18 protein-coding genes are annotated in these 20,369 nt (G+C 69.8%); 9 read left to right on the top strand and 9 right to left on the bottom strand.

Translation table 11 applies throughout. The annotated features are described in order from the left end of the window. The 3 genes from ACQP2X_RS30485 to ACQP2X_RS30495 all read right to left on the bottom strand — a co-directional run bounded on the left by ACQP2X_RS30485 (position 1) and on the right by ACQP2X_RS30495 (position 4,242). A complete protein-coding gene (locus ACQP2X_RS30485; RefSeq protein ID WP_498687712.1) occupies positions 1–1,947 on the bottom strand; it encodes an ABC transporter permease in 1,947 nt (648 codons plus the stop codon). Continuing rightward, positions 1,944–3,359: an ABC transporter substrate-binding protein gene (locus tag ACQP2X_RS30490; RefSeq protein WP_498687714.1), complete on the bottom strand. Its 1,416-nt coding sequence runs from the start codon at positions 3,357–3,359 to the stop codon at positions 1,944–1,946. Before ACQP2X_RS30490 ends, ACQP2X_RS30485 begins: the two co-directional genes overlap by 4 nt. 112 nt (positions 3,360–3,471) lie before the next feature. Continuing rightward, positions 3,472–4,242, bottom strand: a complete 771-nt coding sequence (locus ACQP2X_RS30495; protein WP_498687716.1) for an IclR family transcriptional regulator — start codon at positions 4,240–4,242, stop codon at positions 3,472–3,474. 34 nt (positions 4,243–4,276) lie between these two features. On the opposite strand from ACQP2X_RS30495, the gene ACQP2X_RS30500 reads away from it, so the two are divergent. Next, positions 4,277–5,122 carry a fumarylacetoacetate hydrolase family protein gene (locus ACQP2X_RS30500; protein WP_498687717.1) on the top strand — a complete coding sequence of 282 codons (846 nt, stop codon included), beginning with the start codon at positions 4,277–4,279 and terminating at the stop codon, positions 5,120–5,122. 35 nt (positions 5,123–5,157) lie between these two features. Next, on the top strand, positions 5,158–5,865 hold the full coding sequence (locus ACQP2X_RS30505) for a phosphatase PAP2 family protein (RefSeq protein WP_498687719.1): 708 nt from the start codon (positions 5,158–5,160) through the stop codon (positions 5,863–5,865). On the opposite strand, the gene ACQP2X_RS30510 is transcribed toward ACQP2X_RS30505, so the two are convergent. From ACQP2X_RS30510 to aceA, 4 genes are all read right to left on the bottom strand, one after another. Continuing rightward, the gene (locus ACQP2X_RS30510) at positions 5,862–7,337 is read right to left on the bottom strand and encodes a mannitol dehydrogenase family protein (RefSeq protein WP_498687720.1); all 1,476 of its coding nucleotides are present in this window, start codon (positions 7,335–7,337) and stop codon (positions 5,862–5,864) included. The genes ACQP2X_RS30505 and ACQP2X_RS30510 overlap by 4 nt on opposite strands. A gap of 78 nt (positions 7,338–7,415) precedes the next feature. Continuing rightward, complete coding sequence (locus tag ACQP2X_RS30515; protein WP_498687721.1) at positions 7,416–8,165, bottom strand: DUF2927 domain-containing protein; 750 nt, start codon at positions 8,163–8,165, stop codon at positions 7,416–7,418. Positions 8,166–8,358: 193 nt separating this feature from the next. Then, a complete protein-coding gene (aceB, locus tag ACQP2X_RS30520; protein WP_498687723.1) occupies positions 8,359–9,990 on the bottom strand; it encodes a malate synthase A in 1,632 nt (543 codons plus the stop codon). Further along, entirely contained in the window at positions 9,990–11,279 is a 1,290-nt protein-coding gene (gene aceA / locus ACQP2X_RS30525; protein ID WP_498687724.1) for an isocitrate lyase, read from the bottom strand. The genes aceB and aceA overlap by 1 nt, the downstream gene beginning before the upstream one ends. 111 nt (positions 11,280–11,390) lie before the next feature. Between aceA and ACQP2X_RS30530 the strand changes: the two genes are divergently transcribed. Further along, positions 11,391–12,833: a helix-turn-helix domain-containing protein gene (locus ACQP2X_RS30530; RefSeq protein WP_498687725.1), complete on the top strand. Its 1,443-nt coding sequence runs from the start codon at positions 11,391–11,393 to the stop codon at positions 12,831–12,833. Positions 12,834–12,837: 4 nt separating this feature from the next. Here the strand turns inward: ACQP2X_RS30530 and ACQP2X_RS30535 are convergent, their stop codons facing one another. Beyond that, complete coding sequence (locus ACQP2X_RS30535; RefSeq protein ID WP_498687727.1) at positions 12,838–14,103, bottom strand: sensor domain-containing phosphodiesterase; 1,266 nt, start codon at positions 14,101–14,103, stop codon at positions 12,838–12,840. A 123-nt stretch (positions 14,104–14,226) separates the two neighbouring features. On the opposite strand from ACQP2X_RS30535, the gene ACQP2X_RS30540 reads away from it, so the two are divergent. The 4 genes from ACQP2X_RS30540 (at position 14,227) to ACQP2X_RS30555 (ending at position 16,838) form a co-directional block, all read left to right on the top strand. Then, positions 14,227–14,970, top strand: coding sequence for a lytic polysaccharide monooxygenase (locus ACQP2X_RS30540; protein ID WP_498687730.1), 744 nt, complete (start codon positions 14,227–14,229; stop codon positions 14,968–14,970). Continuing rightward, positions 14,955–15,503 carry a DUF305 domain-containing protein gene (locus ACQP2X_RS30545; RefSeq protein ID WP_498687732.1) on the top strand — a complete coding sequence of 183 codons (549 nt, stop codon included), beginning with the start codon at positions 14,955–14,957 and terminating at the stop codon, positions 15,501–15,503. Before ACQP2X_RS30540 ends, ACQP2X_RS30545 begins: the two co-directional genes overlap by 16 nt. 14 nt (positions 15,504–15,517) lie before the next feature. Then, positions 15,518–16,042: a GNAT family N-acetyltransferase gene (locus tag ACQP2X_RS30550; RefSeq protein ID WP_498687734.1), complete on the top strand. Its 525-nt coding sequence runs from the start codon at positions 15,518–15,520 to the stop codon at positions 16,040–16,042. 217 nt (positions 16,043–16,259) lie between these two features. Continuing rightward, on the top strand, positions 16,260–16,838 hold the full coding sequence (locus tag ACQP2X_RS30555; protein ID WP_498687736.1) for an exonuclease domain-containing protein: 579 nt from the start codon (positions 16,260–16,262) through the stop codon (positions 16,836–16,838). On the opposite strand, the gene ACQP2X_RS30560 is transcribed toward ACQP2X_RS30555, so the two are convergent. Beyond that, the gene (locus ACQP2X_RS30560; RefSeq protein WP_498687738.1) at positions 16,835–17,338 is read right to left on the bottom strand and encodes a hypothetical protein; all 504 of its coding nucleotides are present in this window, start codon (positions 17,336–17,338) and stop codon (positions 16,835–16,837) included. The genes ACQP2X_RS30555 and ACQP2X_RS30560 overlap by 4 nt on opposite strands. Positions 17,339–17,373: 35 nt before the next feature. Between ACQP2X_RS30560 and ACQP2X_RS30565 the strand changes: the two genes are divergently transcribed. Continuing rightward, on the top strand, positions 17,374–19,359 hold the full coding sequence (locus tag ACQP2X_RS30565) for a prolyl oligopeptidase family serine peptidase (protein WP_498687741.1): 1,986 nt from the start codon (positions 17,374–17,376) through the stop codon (positions 19,357–19,359). Between the two features lie 9 nt (positions 19,360–19,368). Then, the gene (locus tag ACQP2X_RS30570; RefSeq protein ID WP_498687744.1) at positions 19,369–20,367 is read left to right on the top strand and encodes a hypothetical protein; all 999 of its coding nucleotides are present in this window, start codon (positions 19,369–19,371) and stop codon (positions 20,365–20,367) included. The last annotated feature ends 2 nt before the right edge of the window (positions 20,368–20,369 follow it).

Genomic DNA, 20,369 nt, shown 5'->3' on the forward strand with positions numbered 1-20,369 from the left:
TCAGCCCTTCACCGCGCCCGCGGTCAGGCCCTCGGTCAGGAAGCGCTGGCCGAAGGCGTACATCGCCACCACCGGGATGCTGACGAGCAGGGAGGCGGCGGCCAGCTGGCCCTGCGGGACGACGTCGCCGGCGATCATGGACTGCATGCCGACCGGGAGGGTCTTGTACTCGTCCTTCGTGATGAACACGAAGGCGAACAGGAACTCGTTCCACGCGTTGGTCAGGGTGAACAGCGCCACCGCCAGCATGCCCGGCTTGGCCAGCGGCAGGACCACCCGGCCGAACGCCTGCAGGCGGGAACAACCGTCGACCAGTGCCGCCTCCTCCAGGTCGGCCGGGATCGACGAGAAATAGCCGGCCAGCAGCCAGGTGGCGAAGGGAATGGTGAAGGTCGGGTACGTCACCACGAGCGACCACAACGAGTCCGTCAGCCTCGCCCCGATCAGCAGCTGGTAGAGCGGGATGAACAGCAGCGCGCCCGGCATCACGTACGTCAGCAGCACCGTCACCGTGAAACCCTGCGCACCCCGGAACCTCAGCCGGGCCAGCGCGTATCCGGCCAGCACCGCACACACCAGCGCCACCACAGTGGACGCCGCCGACACCAGCAGCGTGTTGAGATACCAGCGCCCGAACGGCTGGTTGGTGAACAGGGCCGTGAACTGCTCCAGGCTCCACGGCGCCGGCCACAGGTCGCTGACCCGCGTGACCACCTGTCCCTCGGTCTTGAAGGCGGTCACGGCGATCCAGTACATCGGGCCCAGCACGAAGACCAGCAGACCGGCCAGCCCCAGGCCGGACAGGGCCGGCGCGGCGCGCCGGCGGTCCGCGATCAGCCGGCCGATGGCCGTCGCGATCAGCAGGATCACCCCCAGGACGACCGCCGCCTTCCAGAAGATTTCCGGTGAGGCCCAGGCCAGCAGGACGGTGAACGCCACGGCGAGGCCCCACGGCAGCGCTCTCCTCGTGGGTAGCGGCTCGCGGTCCTCGCGCAGCAGCCGGACCAGGAAGAACACCAGCGCCGCGATCACCGGCAACATGACCAGGGTGACCGCCGCCCCGGCGCCGTACTGCAGTTGCAGGATCGCCTTCGAATACGCGACGAGCACGTACGGCGCCGTGACGTCGCCCGGGCCGCCCTGCGTCAGCAGCCAGATGAGGTCGAAGTTGTTGAACGTCCAGATCGACGACAGGGTCACCGTCACGGTGATCACGTGGCGCAGCCCGGGCAGCGTCACGTGGGCGAACCGCTGCCAGGCCGACGCGCCGTCGATGGTCGCGGCCTCGTACTGGTCGGCCGGGATGGCCTTGAGCCCGGCCAGGAAGCAGATGGTGAAGAACGGCACGCCCTTCCACACGTTGACCAGGATCACCGACGGCATCGCCAGCGAGGGATCGGACAGCCAGCCCGCGGGCCAGGTGCCGACCAGGTGCAGGTCGGCCAGCAGCGGCCCGATGCCCGAGGAGGTGAGCAGGGTGTTGACGCTGCCGAAGATCGGGTCGAGCAGCGACCGCCAGCTGAACGCCGTCACCACCGTCGGCACCACCCACGGCACCAGCAACAGCCCGGTCAGCACGGCCTTCCCGCGGCGCAGGTTGTGCAGCAGCAGGGCCGCGGCCAGCCCGAGAACGACCTTGAAGATCTCGGCGTACGCCGTGAAGACGAACGAGTTCACCACGCCCGTACGGAACTGATCGTCGCCGAACAGCGCGAGATAGTTGTTCAGGCCGACGAACACGTCGTCGGCGCCGTGCCGTTCCGTGGTGCTGGTGATCATCGACCGAACGATCGGCACCAGCACGAGCACCCCGACCAGCACGGCCGTGGGGGCCAGGAACACGATCGCCAGCCGCCAGTCGCGGCCCAGCCGCCGCTGAGTCGTCGTGAGGGAGCCGGGCCCCGGCGGGCTCTCCACCGGGGCCGGCGCCGACCGCACCGCTGTCACTGCGGCAGCCCCTGCTGCGCGAAGATCTGCACCATCTTCGCGTGGGCCGCCGTCACGGCCGGTGCGGGCGCGGCGCCCTGCACGACCTCCTGCATCATGTCGGTGAGGACGTAGGCCGCGACCACCGCCTGCTGGCCGGCGCTGGCCTTCTGCGGGAACTTCAGGCCGTTCTTGGTGGTCAGCGGCAGCGGCTGCTGCGACATGGTGCGCACCATGGGGAACGCCGGGTCACCGCCGCTGAAGTACGGGTCGGCGTCCCAGACCTTCTCCCAGGCCGGCATGACCAGGCCGGGCGCCTCCTTGGCCACGCCGACCAGCGCCGGCGCGCTGACCAGATATTGCGCCAGGAGCTTGGCCAGCGGCGCGTTCTTGGCCCCCTTGAACACCACGAAGCCCTGCGACTGCCCCAGCAGCAGCGACTTGTCGGTCGCCGGTCCGACGCAGTCGGAGAAGACGTGCGTATTGGCGTACACCGGATTCTTCTTGGTCTTGGAGTCGGCGTAGATGCTGAAGCTGTTGCGGGTGTAGCCGAGGACGCCGGCCAGCCAGTTCTCGTTGTTGCTGGTGTCGGTCCAGCTGGCCACGCCCGGCGGCAGCATCGGCTTGTACTTGGCGTTGGTGTAGATGTCGCCCAGGAAGGTCACCGCCCGTACGGTCTCCGGCGAGTCGAAGGTGACCTTGCGGCCGTCGTTGGAGGCGATCGCCCCGCCGTACGAGTTGATCAGCGCCTCGATCATGCCGTTGCCGTCGCCGGACCGGTTCACCGTCATGCCCCAGCCGAACCGGCGCTGGCCCGGGTCGGAGATTTCCAGGCACAGGTCGCGAAGTTCCTCCCAGGAGTAGACGTCCTTGGGCGCGATGCCCTTCTCCTGCATCCAGTCCTTGCGCAGGAACGAACCGATCCCGATGAAGTGGTACGGGATGGCGTACCACTTGCCGTCGAAGACGCAGAAGTTCTTGGCCTCGGCGCACGGTTCGCCGTACTTGGCCGTCAGCGCCTCGACGACGTCGGTCACGTCCTCCAGGTCGCCGAGCGCGTGGAACTGGGCGATGAACCGCGAGTCGGTCATGAACGCCATGTCGCGGGCCACGCCGCCCTCCACCTCGGCGTGGATCTTGGCGACCACGTCGCCGGCGTCGGCTTGGACGAGGCTGTTCTCGATTGTCGAACCGGTGGCGTCGGCGAACTTCTTGATCGAACTGTCGAGCGCGTCGTTGGCCGCCGTCGAGTACAGCTTCTGCGACAGCAGCCCCATCGAGGTGCCCTTCATCGACGCCGCGGCGTCGAGCAGTTCCTTCGGCACCTCCGGCTGCACGCTGGTGGACGACGACGAGGTGCCACCGCACGCCGCCAGGCCGGCCGCGCCGAGCACCCCCACTCCCATCCCGAGAAACTCGCGCCTGGACCGCATCGACAGTCGCCTCCCTCGTTGTTCGAAATCTCGAACCGTGGTTCGATATCTCGTATGAAGTGGACGCGACGCTAGAACAGGACCACGAAGGGTGTCAATGTTTCGGAGTCGGCTATCGAGGCTGCTGCGGATATCCCATGCGCGCGGACAGCGTGGCCGCCCCTTCGCGGACCAGCTCGGTCCACTCCACGTGCGCCTGCGCGGTCCAGCGGATGATCGGCGCGGAGACGCTCATGGCCGCGATGACGGCGCCGGAGTGGTCGCGGATGCCCGCGGCGACGCAGCGCATGGCGCCGTCGGACTCGCCCACGTCGACGGCGACGCCGTCGAGTCGTACGCCCTCGAGGTGTTCCCGCAAGCGGTCCGGGTCGGTGATGCTGTCCGGCGTCATGCCCGGCAGGACGCCCTTCTCCAGGACGGCGTCCAGGGCCACCCGGTCGAGGGCCGCCAGCAGCACCTTGCCGACCGCCGTGCAGTGCGCCGGCAGCCGCAGCCCGACACCGGAGACCATGCGGACCGGGTGCGTGCTGTCGACCTTGACGAGGTAGACGACGTCCGCGCCGTCGAGCACCGCCACGTGGACCGCCTCGTTGCACACGGCGGCCACCTCGCGCGTGACGTTCTGCGCCTCGTGCACCAGGTCGAGCCGGCCCGCGAAGGCCGCGCCGAGCTGGAACAGCGGCAGGCCGAGCCGATAGAACACCGGCTGGCCGGGCACCGCGATCAGGTACGAACGGTCGACGAGCGTGACGAGCAGCTCGTGGACAGTGGTCCGGGGCAGGTCGAGCCGCTCCATCACCTCGCGGGCCGACAGCTGCGGGCGGTCCAGGAACAGTTCGAGGATGTCGAGCGCGCGACTGACCGCCGGGACCACACGAGGCATCCGAAGAGAGTATCCCCGCACCTAGGATGGTTGAATGTCGATCTCCATGTACCGCCTGCGTGACGGCGACCGGACGCGCTGGGCGGTGCGCTCCGGCACCGGATGGCACGAGCTCGACGGCACGCTGGCCGGCCTGCTCGCCCTCCCCCTCGACCAGGCCCGGGCCTCCGTCGAGGCTGCGGCGACCCACGGCGACGCCGGCGCCATGCCCGGCGAGGAGGTGCTCGCTCCGGTCGACGAGCAGGAGGTGTGGGCGGCCGGGGTCACGTACAAGCGCAGTCGCGACGGGCGCAAGGAGGAGTCCGGCCACGGCTCCCTCTACGACGACGTCTACGACAGCGACCGCCCCGAGCTCTTCTTCAAGTCGAGCCCGTGGCGGATTGTCGGGGACGGCGACGCCGTCGCGATCCGCCGCGACTCCGGCTGGGACGTCCCCGAGGCTGAGGTCGGGCTGGTCCTCAACGCGGCCGGCGAGATCTTCGGTTACACGTTGGGCAACGACATGAGCAGCCGGTCGATCGAGGGCGACAACCCCCTCTACCTGCCGCAGGCGAAGATCTACGACCGCTCCTGCGCGCTGGGCCCGGCCATCGTGCCAAGCTGGGCGGTCCCGCCGGGCCCGTTCGAGATCGGCCTCCGGGTCCGGCGCGAAGGCCGCGAGGTTTATGCCGCGACGACCACGACGGCGGCCATGGCGCGCGGCTTCGACGACCTGTCGGATTGGCTGTTCCGGGCGCTCACTTTCCCCACCGGGGTGGTCCTGCTGACCGGAACCGGCATCGTGCCGGACGCCGACTTCACCACGTGTCCCGGCGACACGATCGAAATGACCTCCCCGGCTCTCGGTACCCTCACCAACCACGTGATCGCCGTCGGCTGATTGACGCGCCACCCGATCGGGTAAAACACCGCGCCATGCCCCCCGAGACATCGAGCTGGGCCACCTCCCTCGGGCGGGTGGCCACGCGGATCCTGTTGCCTGTCACCGTTCTCTTCGGCGTCATGGTCGCCCTGGGCCTGCTCGTCACCAAGGTCTGGACGCACGACTGGCCGTTCACCGCCGAGGACGCCGTCAACCGGGACTTCGCCGCGCACCGGGACCCGATCCTCAACAACGTCTCGGAGTTCTTCAGCCTGCTCGGCAGCACCCCCGTGGTCGTCGGCATCACCGCCGCGGTGGCCATCGGGCTGCGCCTGACCACGCACCGCTGGCGGGAGCCCCTCTTCCTGTGCGCCGCCGTCAGCGCGCAGGCCCTGGTCTTCCTGTTCACGACGCTGGTCATCGACCGGCAGCGACCGGCCGTTCAGCATCTGGACGACTCGCCGCCCACCTCGAGCTTCCCGTCCGGGCACACCTCGGCCGCGGTCGCCCTCTACGTCGGGCTGGCCGTCCTGCTCAGCGTCATGCTCAAGAAGACCTGGGCCAAGCGCCTGGCCTGGCTGCTCGTGCTCGTCCCGCTTCTGGTCGCCACCGCGCGGCTCTACCGCGGCATGCACCACCCGACCGATGTGACCGCCTCGTTCTTCAACGGCGTCGCCTGCGTCGTCATCATGTTCCGGGCCATCCTCGACCGGGCGGTGCGCTGGGCCCGCCCGGTCACGGCCAGACCGGTGGCGGCTTAAAGGGCCCCGGCCATGAGAGCTTCCAGCGTCGCTTTCGCTCCGCGGGTGTTCAGGCTGTTCAGGACCGAGGTGTACGCCGCCACGAAGCGCTCGTTGTCGGCCAGGTCCCCGAACAGCTCCCGGTTCTGGATGAACGCCAGCGGCTCGGGCCGCCGGGCCAGCGACACCAGCTGATCGCGCAGCCGGTCGACCACCTCGATCGGCTGCCCGTGCTCGTCGACACCGGTCGCGTAGCGGGCCCACGACGCCACCACGGCCGTCGACAGCAGGATGTCGCCCCCGTGGGCCAGATTGTGGCGGATCACCGGCAGCAGCCATTTCGGGATGCGGTCCGAGCTCTCCGCGCACAGCCGGGCCACGGTGTCCTTCACCTGCGCGTTCGAGAACCGGTCGATCAGCTGGTGCTGATATTCGCGCAGGTCGACCCCCGGCACCGGCTCCAGCGTCGGCGTCGCCTCCCGCTCCATGTAGGCCAGCAGGAACTGCGCGAACACCGGATCGCGGGTCACGTCGTGCACGAGCCGGTAGCCCGACAGATATCCGAAGTAGCACAGCGCCTGATGGGAGGCGTTCAACAGACGCAATTTCATCAGCTCGTACGGCTCGACGTCGGCCACGACCTGCACGCCGGCGTCCTCGAAGGGCGGCCGCCCCGACGAGAACCTGTCCTCGAGCGCCCACTGCGTGAACGGCTCGCACACCACCGGCCAGCCGTCCTCGACCCCGAAGTGCTTGCGCACCTCGTCCCGGTCGTCGTCGGTGGTCACCGGCGTGATCCGGTCGACCATGCTGTTCGGGAACCGGACGTTCTCCTCGACGTACGTGGCCAGCTCGGGGTCACGCAACCTGGCGTACGACACGAAGCTGCGCCGCGCCGCGTCCCCGTTGCCCTGGATGTTGTCGCAGCTCATGATCGTGAACGGCGCCACCCCACGCTTCCGGCGGCGCTCGATGGCCGCCGTGATCAGCCCGAACGTCGTCCGCGGCTCCCCCGGCAGGGCCAGATCGTGCTGGACGTCCGGGTTGTCGGCCATGAACTCGCCGGTGACGGCGTTGAAGTTGTACCCACCCTCGGTGACCGTCAGCGAGACGATCCGCACCTCGGGCTGCGCCATCTTCTCGATCACCGCCTCCGGCGAGTCCGGCGCGAACAGATATTCCTTGATCGACCCGATGACCCGGGCGTCGAGAGTCCCGTCCGGCGCCTTGACCACCAGGGTGTAGAGGCAGTCCTGCGCGTCCAGCACCTGCTGCATGCGCCGGTCGGCCGGCATCACCCCCACCCCGCAGATCGCCCAGTCGAAGGCGGTCTGCGCGCTCATCAGCCGATCGAGATACATGGCCTGGTGGGCACGGTGAAATCCACCGACTCCGAAGTGCACGATCCCGGTACGCAGCCGCGACCGGTCGTAGTTCGGGACGGCCACCCCCGCGGGCAGCGACGTCAGGTTGGCTTCAGTGAGGGGCAGCATGAGGTGTCCTCCCAGCGGCGGTTCAGGGATCACCTCAGCATCGCACTGCTCCCCGAAGAACACCGGCCCAACGCCGCCCTACTTCACCGTCACCGTCTGCTTGACGACGCCCTTGCTGTCACCCGGCCGCACCGCCCCGCCGTACATCAGCGCGATGAGCTCCTCGTCCAGCGCCGAATACCGCGTCGGCGTGGTGCCGAAGTCCTTGTAGAAGACGCTGTCCGGATATTTGGCGGACTGCTTCGCCAGACCCATGGCCCCGGTCAGGCCCATCCGGATCAGATGGCAACGTTCCTTCTCGCTGATACCGGACGAGCGGACGAACACGTTGGCGTTGGTGATCTCGTGCTTGCCCGACCAGTACAGGTAGTAGAACCCGTCGTCCCCCGTCACATAGTGCGGCTCGACGGCACGGAACCTCGTCTCGGACCCGAGATAGAGCTCGATGTCGGGCGCCCCGGTCACCACCTTCAGATCCGTCCGCGCGGTAAGCCCGTTGAAGTCGGCGATCACCTCGGTCAGGCAGCCCTTGGTCTTCGCCGACCCGCCGCGAACCCGAACAGTGACCACCGGCTTGTCCCACATGGTGACGGCCTGGTAGTCGTCACCCAGATCGGCCCCGAACGCCACCTCGAGAAAGTAGGCGAACCCCGCCTTGCTGATGCTGGACTTGACCGGCGCCACCACAGCGTCAGGAGACGGCGACACCACAGGCGCGGACGGCCTCACCCGAGCCGCATAGTCATCCCCCGGCACACCGCAGCCACCCACCACCAGCAGGACCGGCAGCACGAGACGCAGTCCCCCACCCAAACCGATGCCACTCATCGAACGCCCTCCCGGAGCCCGCGCGCAGCAGCCCCCGCAGCGTCGCGCCGAGATAGTACGGCCTCCCGCCACCCCACCGATGCCCCGTACTCCGCGCTTCTCCCCCAAGCCGGCGCGACCGGCCCGGAATCGCCGCCCAGCCCACACGGAAACGGCGCGACCGGTGCCGGGTCGCGCCGTTTCCTTGGACCGCCTAGGCCGCGACAGTAGCCTCAGCGGTGGGTTCCGGGGCGACGGCCGCCCCGCCCGACATGTGGCGCAGGTAGGCCGGCAGCGTGAGGAACTCCGGGCACGTCCGCTCGGTCAGCAGCACCGTCAGCAGCGTCCTGGCCTGACCGAACCGCCGGGCCGCGTCCTCGTCCAGCGCTCCCGTCTCGCTCAGCACGTCCAGCTCCTCGCGCAGCATCCTCGTCACCAGCGCCGCGCTCACCGGCACCCCGTAGTCCGTGGGTGTGCTCGCGTTGATCCACTGCCAGAGCTGGGCCCGGCAGATCTCCGCCGTGGCCGCGTCCTCCATCAGCCCGCCGAGCGCCACCGCTCCCCGGCCGCCCAGCCACGCCGCGATGTAACGCAGCGCCACGCTCACGTTGTTGCGCAGCGCCACCTCACTGACCTGCACCCCCACCGCCTTCACGTCCAGTAGTTCGGTCGCCGTCACCTGGACGTCCTCACGTTTGCGGACGATCTGGTGCGGCTCGTCCCCCAGCCACTGGTCGAACACGTCGCGGCACGTCTCGACCAGGCCCGGGTGCGCCACCCACGACCCGTCGAACCCGTCGCCGACCTCGCGCCTCTTGTCCTGCCGGACCTGGTTGAGCGCCCGCTTCGCCGCCACCGGGTCGCGCGAGGGCACGACCGCCGCCATCCCGCCGATCGCGTGCGCGTTGCGGCGGTGGCAGGTCCGGACCAGCAGTTCGGTGTACGCCCGCATGAACGGCGCCGTCATCGTCACCTGCGACCGCTCCGGCAGCACCACGTCCGGCCGGTTCTTGATCATGCTGAAGAGGTAGTCCCAGCGGCCCGCGTTCAGACCGGCCGAGTGCTCGCGCAGCTCGTACAGGATCTCGTCCATCTCGAAGGCCGCCGTGATCGTCTCGATCAGCACCGTGGCCCGGATGGTCCCGCGCGGGATGCCACACGTCTCCTGTGCCCACACGAACACGTCGTTCCAGAGCCTCGCCTCCAGGTGCGACTCCAGTTTGGGCAGGTAGAAGTACGGTCCCGAGCCCCGGTCGATCTGCCTCTGCGCGCAGTGGAAGAAGTACAGCCCGAAGTCGAACAGCGTCGCCGACACCGCCCGCCCGCCGATCCGCACGTGGCATTCCGGCAGGTGCCAGCCGCGCGGCCGCACCATGATGGTCGGGATCCATCCGTTGACCTTGTACTCCTTGCCCTCGCCGGACGTGAAGTCGAGGTCGCCGTCGAGCGCGTCGCGCAGGTTGAGCTGCCCGATGACCACGTTCTCCCAGGTCGGGGCGGTGGCGTCCTCGAAGTCGGCCATCCACACCTTGGCGCCGGAGTTCAGCGCGTTGATCGTCATCTTGCGCTCGGGCGGCCCGGTGATCTCCACTCGCCGGTCGAGCAGGTCGGGCGCCGGCGCCGCCACCGTCCACGACGCGTCGTCGCGGATGTGCTGGGTCGAGGGCAGAAAGTCCAACTCGGAGGTACGCGTCGTCCGGCGCCGGCGGCGACGTTCGAGCAACTGGACCCGGCGGGCGCCGAACTCCCGGTCCAGAGCCACGACGAACGCGATGGCCTCGGGGGTCAGGATCTCGGCGTAGCGGCCTTCCGTCGTACCCGTGATCGTGATTTCCTCATTGGCCATCAGAACTGCTCCGTTTCGGTCGAGCCCTTGAGCGCGGTCGTGGACGACTCCGGGTTGAGCGCGGTCGACACGGCGTCGAAGTAGCCGGTGCCGACCTCGGCCTGGTGCTTGGTCGCGGTGTAGCCGTCGGCCTCGGCCGCGAACTCGGCCTCCTGCAATTTGACGTACGCCGTCATGCCGCTCTCGGCGTAGCCGCGGGCCAGCTCGAACATCGAGTGGTTGAGCGCGTGGAAGCCGGCCAGCGTGACGAACTGGAACTTGTAGCCCATCGCCCCGAGCTCCTTCTGGAACCGGGCGATGTCGGCGTCGTCGAGGTTGCGCTTCCAGTTGAACGACGGCGAGCAGTTGTACGCCAGCATCTTGCCCGGGTGCTCCTTGTGCACCGCCTCGGCGAACGAGCGGGCGAACTCGAGGTCGGGCTTGCCGGTCTCGACCCAGATCAGGTCGGCGTAGTCGGCGTAGGCGACACCGCGGGCGATCGCGGCGTCCGGGCCGCTGCGCACCCGGAAGAAACCCTCGGCCGTACGCTCGCCGGTCAGGAACGGCCGGTCCCGCTCGTCGACGTCGGTCGTGAGCAGGTCGGCCGCGAGCGCGTCGGTGCGGGCGATGACCAGCGACGGGACGCCGAGCACGTCGGCCGCCAGCCGGGCCGCGTTCAGGGTGCGGATGTGCTGCGAGGTCGGGATGAGCACCTTCCCGCCGAGGTGGCCGCACTTCTTCTCGCTGGCGAGCTGGTCCTCCCAGTGCACGCCGGCCGCGCCGGCCACGATCATGGCCTTCATCAGCTCGAACGCGTTGAGCGGCCCGCCGAATCCGGCCTCGGCGTCGGCCACGATGGGGGCCAGCCAGTCCCGCTCGTGCCGGCCGGCCGCGGTGTCGATCTGGTCGGCGCGCATGAGCGCGTTGTTGATGCGGCGGACGACCGCGGGCACCGAGTTCGCCGGGTAGAGGGACTGGTCGGGATAGGTGTTGCCGCTCAGGTTGGCGTCGGCCGCGACCTGCCATCCGGAGAGGTAGATGGCCTTGAGGCCGGCCCGCACCTGCTGGACGGCCTGCCCGCCGGTGAGCGCGCCCAGCGCGTTGATGTAGTCCTCGCTGTGCAGCAGTTCCCACAGGCGCTGCGCGCCGCGCTCGGCCAGCGTGTGCCGTTCCTGGACGCTGCCGCGCAGCTTGACCACGTCCTGCGCGGTGTAGCTGCGCTTGATGCCCAGCCACCGGGGATCGCCGGCCCATGCCCGAGTGAGGTCCGACGCGGTACCGCCACGAACTTCGGTCAGCTGATCAGTCATGGTGAAAAAGTCCCTTCTCGGTGGAAGAATTTGACTGTCGCGCACCCTGTACAGCGCTCAGAAGGCGTTTGTGACGAGAAGAAACGCAGAATTTCTGTTAGCGTCAAACGCGTGACCGCTTCACCTCCCGAGGTCGACCTCGTGATGCTGGGCCAGAGGCTCCGCCACCTGCGCAAGAGCAAGAACCTGACGCTGGAGCAGCTCAGCGAGGCGGTCGGCCGGGCCCCGTCGCAGCTGTCCCTGATCGAGAACGGCAAGCGCGAGCCCAAGCTGTCGGTCCTTCAGGCCCTGGCCGGCGCCCTCGGCGTCGGGATGCAGGAGCTGCTGCGGGCCGAGGCGCCGAGCCGGCGCGCGGGACTGGAGATCGAGCTCGCCCATTTCCAGCGCTCGCCGGCGTACGAAAGCTCCGGTCTGCCCCTGGTCCGCGGCGGCCGCAGGCTGCCCGCGGACGCCCTGGAGTCGCTGGTCGGCCTGCATCGCGAGCTGAACCGGCTGCTCACCGAGCAGAGCGCCACGCCCGAGGTGGCCCGGCGGGCCAACGCGCAGCTGCGGGTGAACATGCGCGAGCGCGACAACTACTTCGCCGAGATCGAGGAGGCCGCGGCCCAGGTGCTGCGGCCGATCAAGCACACCACCGGCCCGCTGTCACAGCGCGGCATCCTCGACATCGCGGCGCAACTGGGCTTCTCACTGCACTACGTGAACGACCTGCCCGGCTCCACACGCTCGGTCACCGACCTGAACAACCGGCGGATCTATCTGCCGCAGGTGGCCAGCGGCAAGGGCCACGACCCGCGCGCGGTGGTGCTGCAGACGCTCGGGCATTTCGTGCTCGGGCATCCGGAGCCGGCCGACTACGGCGACTTCCTGCGGCAGCGGGTCGAGGCCAACTACTTCGCGGCGGCACTGCTCATGCCGGAGAAGTTCGCGGTCGCCTTTCTCAAGGAGGCCAAGGCCGACCGGGCGCTGGCCATCGACGACTTCCGGGACGCTTTCGGGGTGTCGTACGAGACGGCGGCGCACCGGTTCACCAACCTGGCGACCCATCATTTCGGCATCCCGGTGCACTTCACCCGGGTCCACGAGAACGGGATCGTCTACAAGGCGTACGAAAATGACGGGGTCCGCTTTCCCCGCGACGTGACCGGGGCCATCGAGGGGCAGCCGATCTGCCGCAAGTGGGCCTCCCGCACGATCTTCCAGGCCGACGACCCGTACTCGTCGTTCTACCAGTTCACCGACACCTCGGCCGGCACGTACTGGTGCACGGTGCACATCGAGTCCACGCGGTCGGGCGAGTTCTCGGTCACGGTCGGCACGCCGTACGAGCACGCCCGCTGGTTCCGGGGCGGAGACACCACGAGGCGTACGACCTCACGCTGCCCCGACCCCGCATGCTGCCGGCGCCCACCGGCCGACCTGGTGGACCGCTGGGCCGGCAACGCCTGGCCCAGCGCCCGCGTGCACTCGCATCTGCTGGCCGCGCTGCCGCCCGGCACGTTCCCCGGCGTCGACGCGCAGGACGTCTACGAGTTCCTCGACCGCCGCTCCTGACCTGCTACCGCGCTACAGCTGCTGTCGCAAGGGATCCGGCCGCGCTCTGCGCCGGCGCCAGCCGCGACAGCAGCGACCGGGCCGCCTCCACGACCAGGGCCCGGTCGTGGGTCAGCGCGAAGTCGAAGCTGCGCTGGCCGTCGGCGCACGTGTCACCCAGGTCGCGGGCGACCAGCGCGGCCGCCCGGTGCGGGCCGACCACGATCACGTTCCACTCGCCGCGGAGCGTGTCGCTAGCGTCCAGGCACGCACCCCGCACCCCCGGGACCGGCTCGGCCGTCAGGCCGAGACCCAGCGCCGCCACCAGCGGACTGCCGGCCGCGATCCGCTCGAAGCGACGCGCCGTGGCCGGCGTGAAATGCCGCGCCTCCTGGAAACAGGCCAGCAGCACCGGCGCGTCGTGCCCGTCGCCGATCAGGGCCTCCAGGTGCCGGCTGGTCGGCATGAGGTGCTCCTTGGTCGCGCGCGTCAGCGGCCGCCGGGCCGCCACGATCTCGAACGGCGTCCGGTCGTCGCGGGCCGGCGGCGGGATGAACGGCAGTGTCGCCACCTCGCGGTCGCCGACCGCGAGCGGTGCCGGCCTCCCGTACAACCAGCCCTGCCCGATCGTCGCCCCCATGGTCCGGGCGATGGCCAGGTGTTCGGGCGTCTCGATGCCCTCGGCCAGCACGATCGCGCCGCTGGCCTCCGCGTAGGCGGCGACGGCGGCGACCACCTTGGCGGTGTGCCGGTCACCGGGCTCGCGCAGCAACTGCATGTCGAGCTTGACCACGTCCGGGTGGACGAACGGCATGAGCGCCAGCGACATCGGGTCGGCCCCCACGTCGTCGAGCGCCACTCCCCAGCCCGCGTCGCGGCAGGTGGCCGCGGCCGACAGCAGGCCGGACGGGTCGCCCGCGATGGCCCGCTCGGTCATCTCGGTGACCACGCGCAGCCGATGACGGGCCTGCTCGACGACGTCGATCAGGTCGGCCGGGCATTCCGTACGGGCCGCCGCCGGCTCCATGTTGACGAACCAGGTCAGTCTCGGATCCTGGTCGGACGCGAGGATCGCCCGGTAGGCGAGCGCGCGGCAGATCCAGTCGAGCTCGTTCTCGCGACCGGCCTCGCGGGCGGCCGAGAACAGCGCGTCCGGCATCTCCCACGGGCTGCCGGCGGGGCCACGGCTGAGCGCCTCGTAACCGATCAGCCGCCCCGTGGAGATCTCGATCAAGGGCTGGAACAGGGTGGTCACGGCTCGCGCGTCGAGGACGTCATGGATGTTGCGCACGAGCTTGTTAATCGGCCACTTCTTTCACCAGCTTAATTAAAGGACCAGAAATCGATGGGTCTCTTTACTGTTAACAGTCTTTAACTTAAGTTGGGCGGCATCCCCCCCATGAAGGAGTGCTTCATGAGACGCAGATTCACCCTCCCCGCATTGACCGTCGGAGCCCTGGTCGCCTCGCTGTTCGTCGCGGTGTCCCCCGCCGCGGCGCACGGTTACATCTCGTCGCCGCCCAGCCGCCAGGCCAACTGCGCCAGCGGCGCCGTGGCGAACTGCGGCGACATCGTCTACGAGCCGCAGAGCGTCGAGGCCCCGAAGGGCTCGAAGCAGTGCAACGGCGGCGGCAGCCGCTTCGCCGTGCTCAACGACAACAGCCGCAACTGGCCGGCCGCCTCGGTCGGGCAGACCGTCAACTTCAACTGGGTGCTGACCGCCCGCCACTCCACCAGCACGTGGGAGTACTTCATCGGCAACACGCTGCTGGCCTCGTTCAACGACGGCGGCGCGCAGCCCGGCGCCACCAAGTCCCACACGGTGGGCATGAAGGGCTTCACCGGCCGGCAGACCGTGCTGGCCCGGTGGAACGTGGCCGACACGGCCATGGCCTTCTACGCCTGCGTCGACCTGAACATCGGCGGCGGAGGCACCACGCCGCCCACGACACCGCCCACCACACCTCCGACGACCACGCCGCCCACCACTCCCCCGACGACCACGCCGCCGGCCACCGGCACGTGGCGCGCCGGCACCGCGTACTCCCCCGGCAACGTCGTCACCTACAACGGGGTCTCCTACACCTGCCGCCAGGCGCACACCGCGCTCGCCGGCTGGGAGCCGCCGAACGTGCCGGCCCTGTGGGCGCGAAACTAGCGCTGCGAGCCGCACTGGTCGCGATCCTGCTGGTCTCCGGCTGCGCCACGCAGCCGGAGACCAGCCCGCCGGCCGCGGCTTTCAACAGCACCGACGTGATGTACCTGCAGATGGGCATGTCCCAGATCGCCGAGGGCTCCTCGGTCACCGCCCTGGCCACCGAACGCGCCACCGACCCGCGCCTCAGGTCCCTGGCCACCGAGCTCCAGGCCCAGTGGCAGGAGGAGCTGGCCCAGATGCAGCGCTGGCTGCTCGGCTGGAGCCAGCCCTTGACCGCCCCTTCCACGTCGCACGAGGGCCACGGCGCCCTGCACATGCTGCGGCCGTCCGACATAGCCGAGCTTCGCTCGTCACAGACCTTCGACCGTACGGCTGTGAGCCTCCTCCTGGGCCACTTGGGCAACGTGGTCGAGACGGCCCGCATGGAGACCACATCCGGCGCCTACCCACCCGCGCGAGCCCTGGCCGAGACGGTCACGGCCCGCCGCCAGTCCCAGATCCAGACGCTGCTGACGCTGTCCGCCACCCCGTGACCTACGCTCGGCGCATGCCCGAGTTGATCGCACCGACCCCGCGCCTGCACACGTCCTGGCTGGAGTCCCGCGACGAGTTCGGCCGCGGCACCCACCAGGACGGAGCCGGCCTCCGCCCCACCGACGAGGTGGACACCGAGCACGGCTTCGCCACGTGGGTGCGGCGCCTGCTGACCGAGGAGGACCCGGCCGTCCCCGCCGCCGAGGGCTGGGTGCACTGCTCGTACCGCTGGATGGTCGAGGACGAGCGCTACCTGGGCGCCATAGCCTTGCGCCACACCCTCAACGACCAGTTGCTCAACTACGGCGGCCACATCGGCTACAGCGTCCGCCCCTCGGCCCGCCGCCGGGGCCTGGCCCGCTGGGCCTTGTCCGAGATGCTCGGCGAGTCCCGCAAGCTGGGCCTCGACCGCGTCCTGGTCACGTGCGACCCCGCCAACGAGCCCTCGGCCCGCACGATCGAGTCCAACGGCGGCATCCTCGAGGACATCCGCACCACCGAGGGCAAAACCGTGAAGCGCTACTGGATCACCCTCTAGCCCCATGCCCCGTTACCGCTGGCGCACCCGCGTGCGCACCCATTTGCCGTTCGCCCTCCTGCGCCTGGCCCCAAAGGGCCGAAAGGATTGCGGCGCCCACGAGTGGTACCGATCAGAGGACGGCCTCGACCTCTGCTACCACTGCACAGTCGGCAACCGGCGACGGCAGTCCTGAAATCGGCAGGCGCCGTTCACCTTTGTTTCCTAGCATCGGGCCGTGATCGTGATCTTCGACCTCGAGTTCACCACGTGGCCCGGCGCTCAGGACCGCGGATGGACCGGTCCCAGTGAGTTCCGCGAGATAGTGCAGATCGGGGCCGTACGGGTCGACGCCGACAGCCTGGCCGTGGACGGCGAGTTCGACGCGCTCGTCGTGCCGGCCCGCAATCCGCGGCTCTCCGAATACTTCCAGGAGCTCACCGGCATCACCGCGCAGTCCGTGGCCGAGCGTGGGGTCGGTTTCGCCGATGCCCTCGACGACTTCCTGAAGTTCTGCGACGGGGCCTACACCCTGTCGTACGGCAACGACATGGTCATCCTCGGCGAGAACCTGATCCTCCAGTCGCCGCCGGACCGCGCCCCGGCCCAGCCGCTGCCGCCGTTCGTGAACGTCCGCCCGTACCTCAACCGGGCTCTGCCCGTGACCGCCCACCTGGCCGCCGGCAGCCTGGCCCACGCTCTGGGCCGGCCGGGCCCGGCCGAGTCCACCCACAACGCCCTGGCCGACTGCTACTCGATCCTCGAGGCCCTGCGCCACCTGCGCGCCGCCGGAAAGCCGATCTTCGACCTCGACTAGCCGGTCCAGTCGGGATTCGCGTCCACGTGCCACAGCTGGAGCCGGTAGTGCTCGACCCCGGCCATGCTGTCCATCACCGCGGCGCTGCTCTCGTAAGTGAAGCCGGGCGCGAACGCCTCCGCATGGGCCCGCCGCATGTCGTCCCGGCCGTGGGCCAGGAGCCTCGCGCCGTACGTGCCGGGGCCGGGCGGGAGCGCCACGCCGCGGAGGAACTCCTCGTCGATCGACTTGTCGACGGCCAGGGTTCCCGTCGGCACCAGCAGGCGGCTCTCCCCGAAGGCCGCGGCCGGCGGGGGCGGGGCGGGAAGGATCTCGATGTCCAGGGCGATCCGGGCCAGGTCCTGCTCCGTATTGACCGCCACCACCCCGTCGGCCCAGCCCACCGTGCCCGCGCGGGCGGCGCTGAGGGCGATCTCGAACTCGGCCGGCTCGTCGTAGGCCGGGTCGAACACCAGGAACAGGCGGTAGCTCGCGCTCACCATGGTCCGGAAGGGCGCCATGGCGGAACAGTAGTACGTCGTGCGAAGGTGGACGGGTGCCTGACGATCCGTACATCTGGCTCGAAGATCTTGACGGGCCTGACGTCGTGCGGTGGGTCGGCGAGCGCAACGCCGAGACGCTCGAAGTGCTCGGCGGTGACGGGCGGCTCCGGGAGGCCATCCGCGAGGTGCTCGACAGCAAGGAGCGCATTCCGATGCCGGGATGGCGCGGGGACGGCTTCTACTACAACTTCTGGACCGATGCCGACCATCCTCGCGGGCTGTGGCGGCGTACCACCGCCGAGCAGTTCCGGCTCGAGGAGCCCGAATGGGATGTGCTGCTCGACGTCGACGCGCTCAATCGGGCCGAGGGCGGGAATTGGGCGTGGGGCGGCGCCACGGTGCTGCGACCCTCGTACGACCGCTGTCTCGTCTGTCTTTCCCGCGGTGGCGCCGATGCCGTTGTGGTGCGCGAATTCGATCTGACGCGACGGGCCTTCGTGGATGACGGCTTCACGCTGAAGGAGGCGAAGAGCCGCGTCGCGTGGATCGACGCCGACCACATTTTCGTCGCCACCGACTTCGGGGCGGGCTCGCTGACCTCGTCGGGCTATCCGCGCACCGTCAAGCGCTGGCGGCGCGGCACTCCGCTCACCGAGGCCGAGTTGATCTTCGCTGGGCAGCCGGAAGACGTCGAAGTCGGCGCCTGGCACGACACCACTCCGGGGTACGAGCGCGACTTCGTCTTCCGCCGTCTCGATTTCTACCGCGCCGAGGATTTCCTCCTGCGGCCGTCCGGTGAGCTCGTGCGGATCGACATTCCGGAGAACGCCGACTTCAGCCTGCACCGCGATTGGATGCTCATTCAGCTCCGTTCGCCGTGGCTGGGTCACCCGGCGGGCGCTTTACTGGCGATTGATTTCGTACGCTTTCTCGCCGGCGACCGCGATCTGACGCTCCTGTTCCGCCCGGACGACCGCACGTCGCTCAGCTCCTTCACGTGGACGCGTCACCACCTGATCCTGGTGACCATGACCGACGTCCGCAGCCACGTCGAGATCCTCACCCCGGACGAGCCCGAGTGGCGCCGCCGGCCCCTGCCGGACGCCGGCGACTTCGCCAGCACCTGGATCGCCGACTCCGACCCGGACCGCGACGACTCGTACCTCGTCTGCTCCGAGGGTTTTCTCCAGCCGGCCACGCTGAGCCTGGCCACGGCCGGCGGCCCGGCCGTCGTCCTCAAGCGGGAGCCGGCGTTCTTCGACGCCGCCGGCATGTCCGTGCGCCAGTTCTTCGCCACCTCGGCCGACGGCACCCGCGTCCCCTACTTCGTCGTCGGCGGCGACTCCGAGGGCCCGGCCCTTCTCGAGGGGTACGGAGGGTTCGAGATCCCGCAGACGCCGGAGTACAGCGGCGTGTTCGGCCGGGCCTGGCTGGCCCGCGGCGGCACCTATGTCGTCGCCAACATCCGCGGTGGCGGCGAGTACGGCCCGGCCTGGCACCGGGCCGCGCTGCGGGAGAACCGCCCGCGCGCGTTCGAGGACTTCGCGGCCGTCGCCGCCGACCTGGTCGCCCGGGGCCTCACCACCCCCGGCCGGCTGGGCGCTCTGGGCGGCAGCAACGGCGGCCTGCTGATGGGCGCCATGCTGACCCGTTATCCGGAGCTGTTCGGCGCCATCGTGGCCATGGTCCCGATCCTCGACATGCGCCGGTACACCCGGCTGCTGGCCGGCAAGTCGTGGATCGCCGAGTACGGTGACCCCGACGACCCGGCCGACTGGGCTTTCCTGAGCGCCTTCTCCCCGTACGAGCAGGTCCGTCCCGGTCTTCCCTATCCGCCGATCCTGCTCGTCACCTCGACCCGCGACGACCGCGTGCACCCCGCGCACGCCCGCAAGATGGCCGCCCGGCTGCGGGAGAACGGCTACGAGACGCTGTACTACGAGAACGTCGAGGGCGGTCACGGCGCCGCCGCCGACAACGAGCAGGCGTCGAGGCTGTGGGCCCTCACTTTGGAGTTCCTCTGGCGGCGGCTCCACTAAAGTCGCACCATGCCGAGAAGCCGTGGCCGGTCGATCCGGGTCCATCACCCCGCGCGCGACCTGACGATGCCGGACTATCTGATGCGGGACGCCCTCGCCTTCGGTGAGGACGAGACGATCCTCGACATCGAGGAGTGGGCCAGCGCCTGGCTCGGCGAGGCCTGGCGGACGGACGGGGAGCATCAGCTCTGCGCCGACGTGGTGGCGCGCGCCTCGGCCAGGCCGTCGCCGCACGCCCTGGCCGCCCTGGCCGCTCTGCGCCGGGTGGCTCCGCCCGGCGAGCGGAAACTGCTCGACGAAGCCATCGGGCGGTTGTTCGAGAGCCAGCCGCTGCCGGCCTGGTTCGGCGTGCCCGCCTTCACCGCGGTGCGGGCGTGGCGCTCGGTCGACGCGTACGACGGCGAGCATGTGCTCTTCATCGAGTACGACCAGGACCCGCACATCCTGATGGCCGAGGTCTACTACACCGGCATCGTCTGGGCCGAACGGCTCACCCTGCTCGAGGCGGACGCCCTCGCCGCCTGGAAGAGGCCGCTGACCGAGCACCCCACCGGGGAGATCCTGGCCGAGCTGGCCGACGCGATGCGCGGCACCGACGACGCCCCGTTCCGGCCCGAGGCCGAGGACTTCGCCGACCTGCGGGCGCTGTTCTGGTCGCGCTGCCGGGAGCATCTGCCGGCCCCGCGCGAGCGGACGTCGATGGACGGGACGGAGCGCCTGGAGATCCTGGACGACTTCGAGACCCTCGACCCGGTCGTGCGGTCGCTGGCCGAGCTGTTCCTCGACTTCGGCGACACCTACTTCGCCAGCGGCCCGTTGAAGTGGAGCCCGGCCTGGGTCCGGTTCTTCCTCAACGACTGGGTGCCCGACAACGGCGCCGACCTCGAGCCCGAGGCGCGGGCCGCGCTGCCGACGGCGCTGCGCCGATGGGTGCGTTTCATCCTGGAGCGGCAGGGCGTCGCCGAGGAGTGGATCGGGCCGGTCGAGGAGGCGGTCACCGGGCCGTAGCC

It is taken from the genome of Actinoplanes sp. CA-131856, from assembly GCF_050956135.1.
In the GTDB taxonomy this organism is placed as follows: domain Bacteria; phylum Actinomycetota; class Actinomycetes; order Mycobacteriales; family Micromonosporaceae; genus Actinoplanes.

Excerpts from the sequence above, each read along its gene's own strand:
- ACQP2X_RS30490 (WP_498687714.1), bottom strand. The coding sequence starts at position 3,359 with ATGCGGTCCAGGCGCGAGTTTCTCGGGATGGGAGTGGGGGTGCTCGGC.
- ACQP2X_RS30495 (WP_498687716.1), bottom strand. The coding sequence starts at position 4,242 with ATGCCTCGTGTGGTCCCGGCGGTCAGTCGCGCGCTCGACATCCTCGAA.
- ACQP2X_RS30500 (WP_498687717.1), top strand. The coding sequence starts at position 4,277 with ATGTCGATCTCCATGTACCGCCTGCGTGACGGCGACCGGACGCGCTGG.
- ACQP2X_RS30505 (WP_498687719.1), top strand. The coding sequence starts at position 5,158 with ATGCCCCCCGAGACATCGAGCTGGGCCACCTCCCTCGGGCGGGTGGCC.
- ACQP2X_RS30510 (WP_498687720.1), bottom strand. The coding sequence starts at position 7,337 with ATGCTGCCCCTCACTGAAGCCAACCTGACGTCGCTGCCCGCGGGGGTG.
- ACQP2X_RS30515 (WP_498687721.1), bottom strand. The coding sequence starts at position 8,165 with ATGAGTGGCATCGGTTTGGGTGGGGGACTGCGTCTCGTGCTGCCGGTC.
- aceB (WP_498687723.1), bottom strand. The coding sequence starts at position 9,990 with ATGGCCAATGAGGAAATCACGATCACGGGTACGACGGAAGGCCGCTAC.
- aceA (WP_498687724.1), bottom strand. The coding sequence starts at position 11,279 with ATGACTGATCAGCTGACCGAAGTTCGTGGCGGTACCGCGTCGGACCTC.
- ACQP2X_RS30540 (WP_498687730.1), top strand. The coding sequence starts at position 14,227 with ATGAGACGCAGATTCACCCTCCCCGCATTGACCGTCGGAGCCCTGGTC.
- ACQP2X_RS30550 (WP_498687734.1), top strand. The coding sequence starts at position 15,518 with ATGCCCGAGTTGATCGCACCGACCCCGCGCCTGCACACGTCCTGGCTG.
- ACQP2X_RS30560 (WP_498687738.1), bottom strand. The coding sequence starts at position 17,338 with ATGGCGCCCTTCCGGACCATGGTGAGCGCGAGCTACCGCCTGTTCCTG.
- ACQP2X_RS30570 (WP_498687744.1), top strand. The coding sequence starts at position 19,369 with ATGCCGAGAAGCCGTGGCCGGTCGATCCGGGTCCATCACCCCGCGCGC.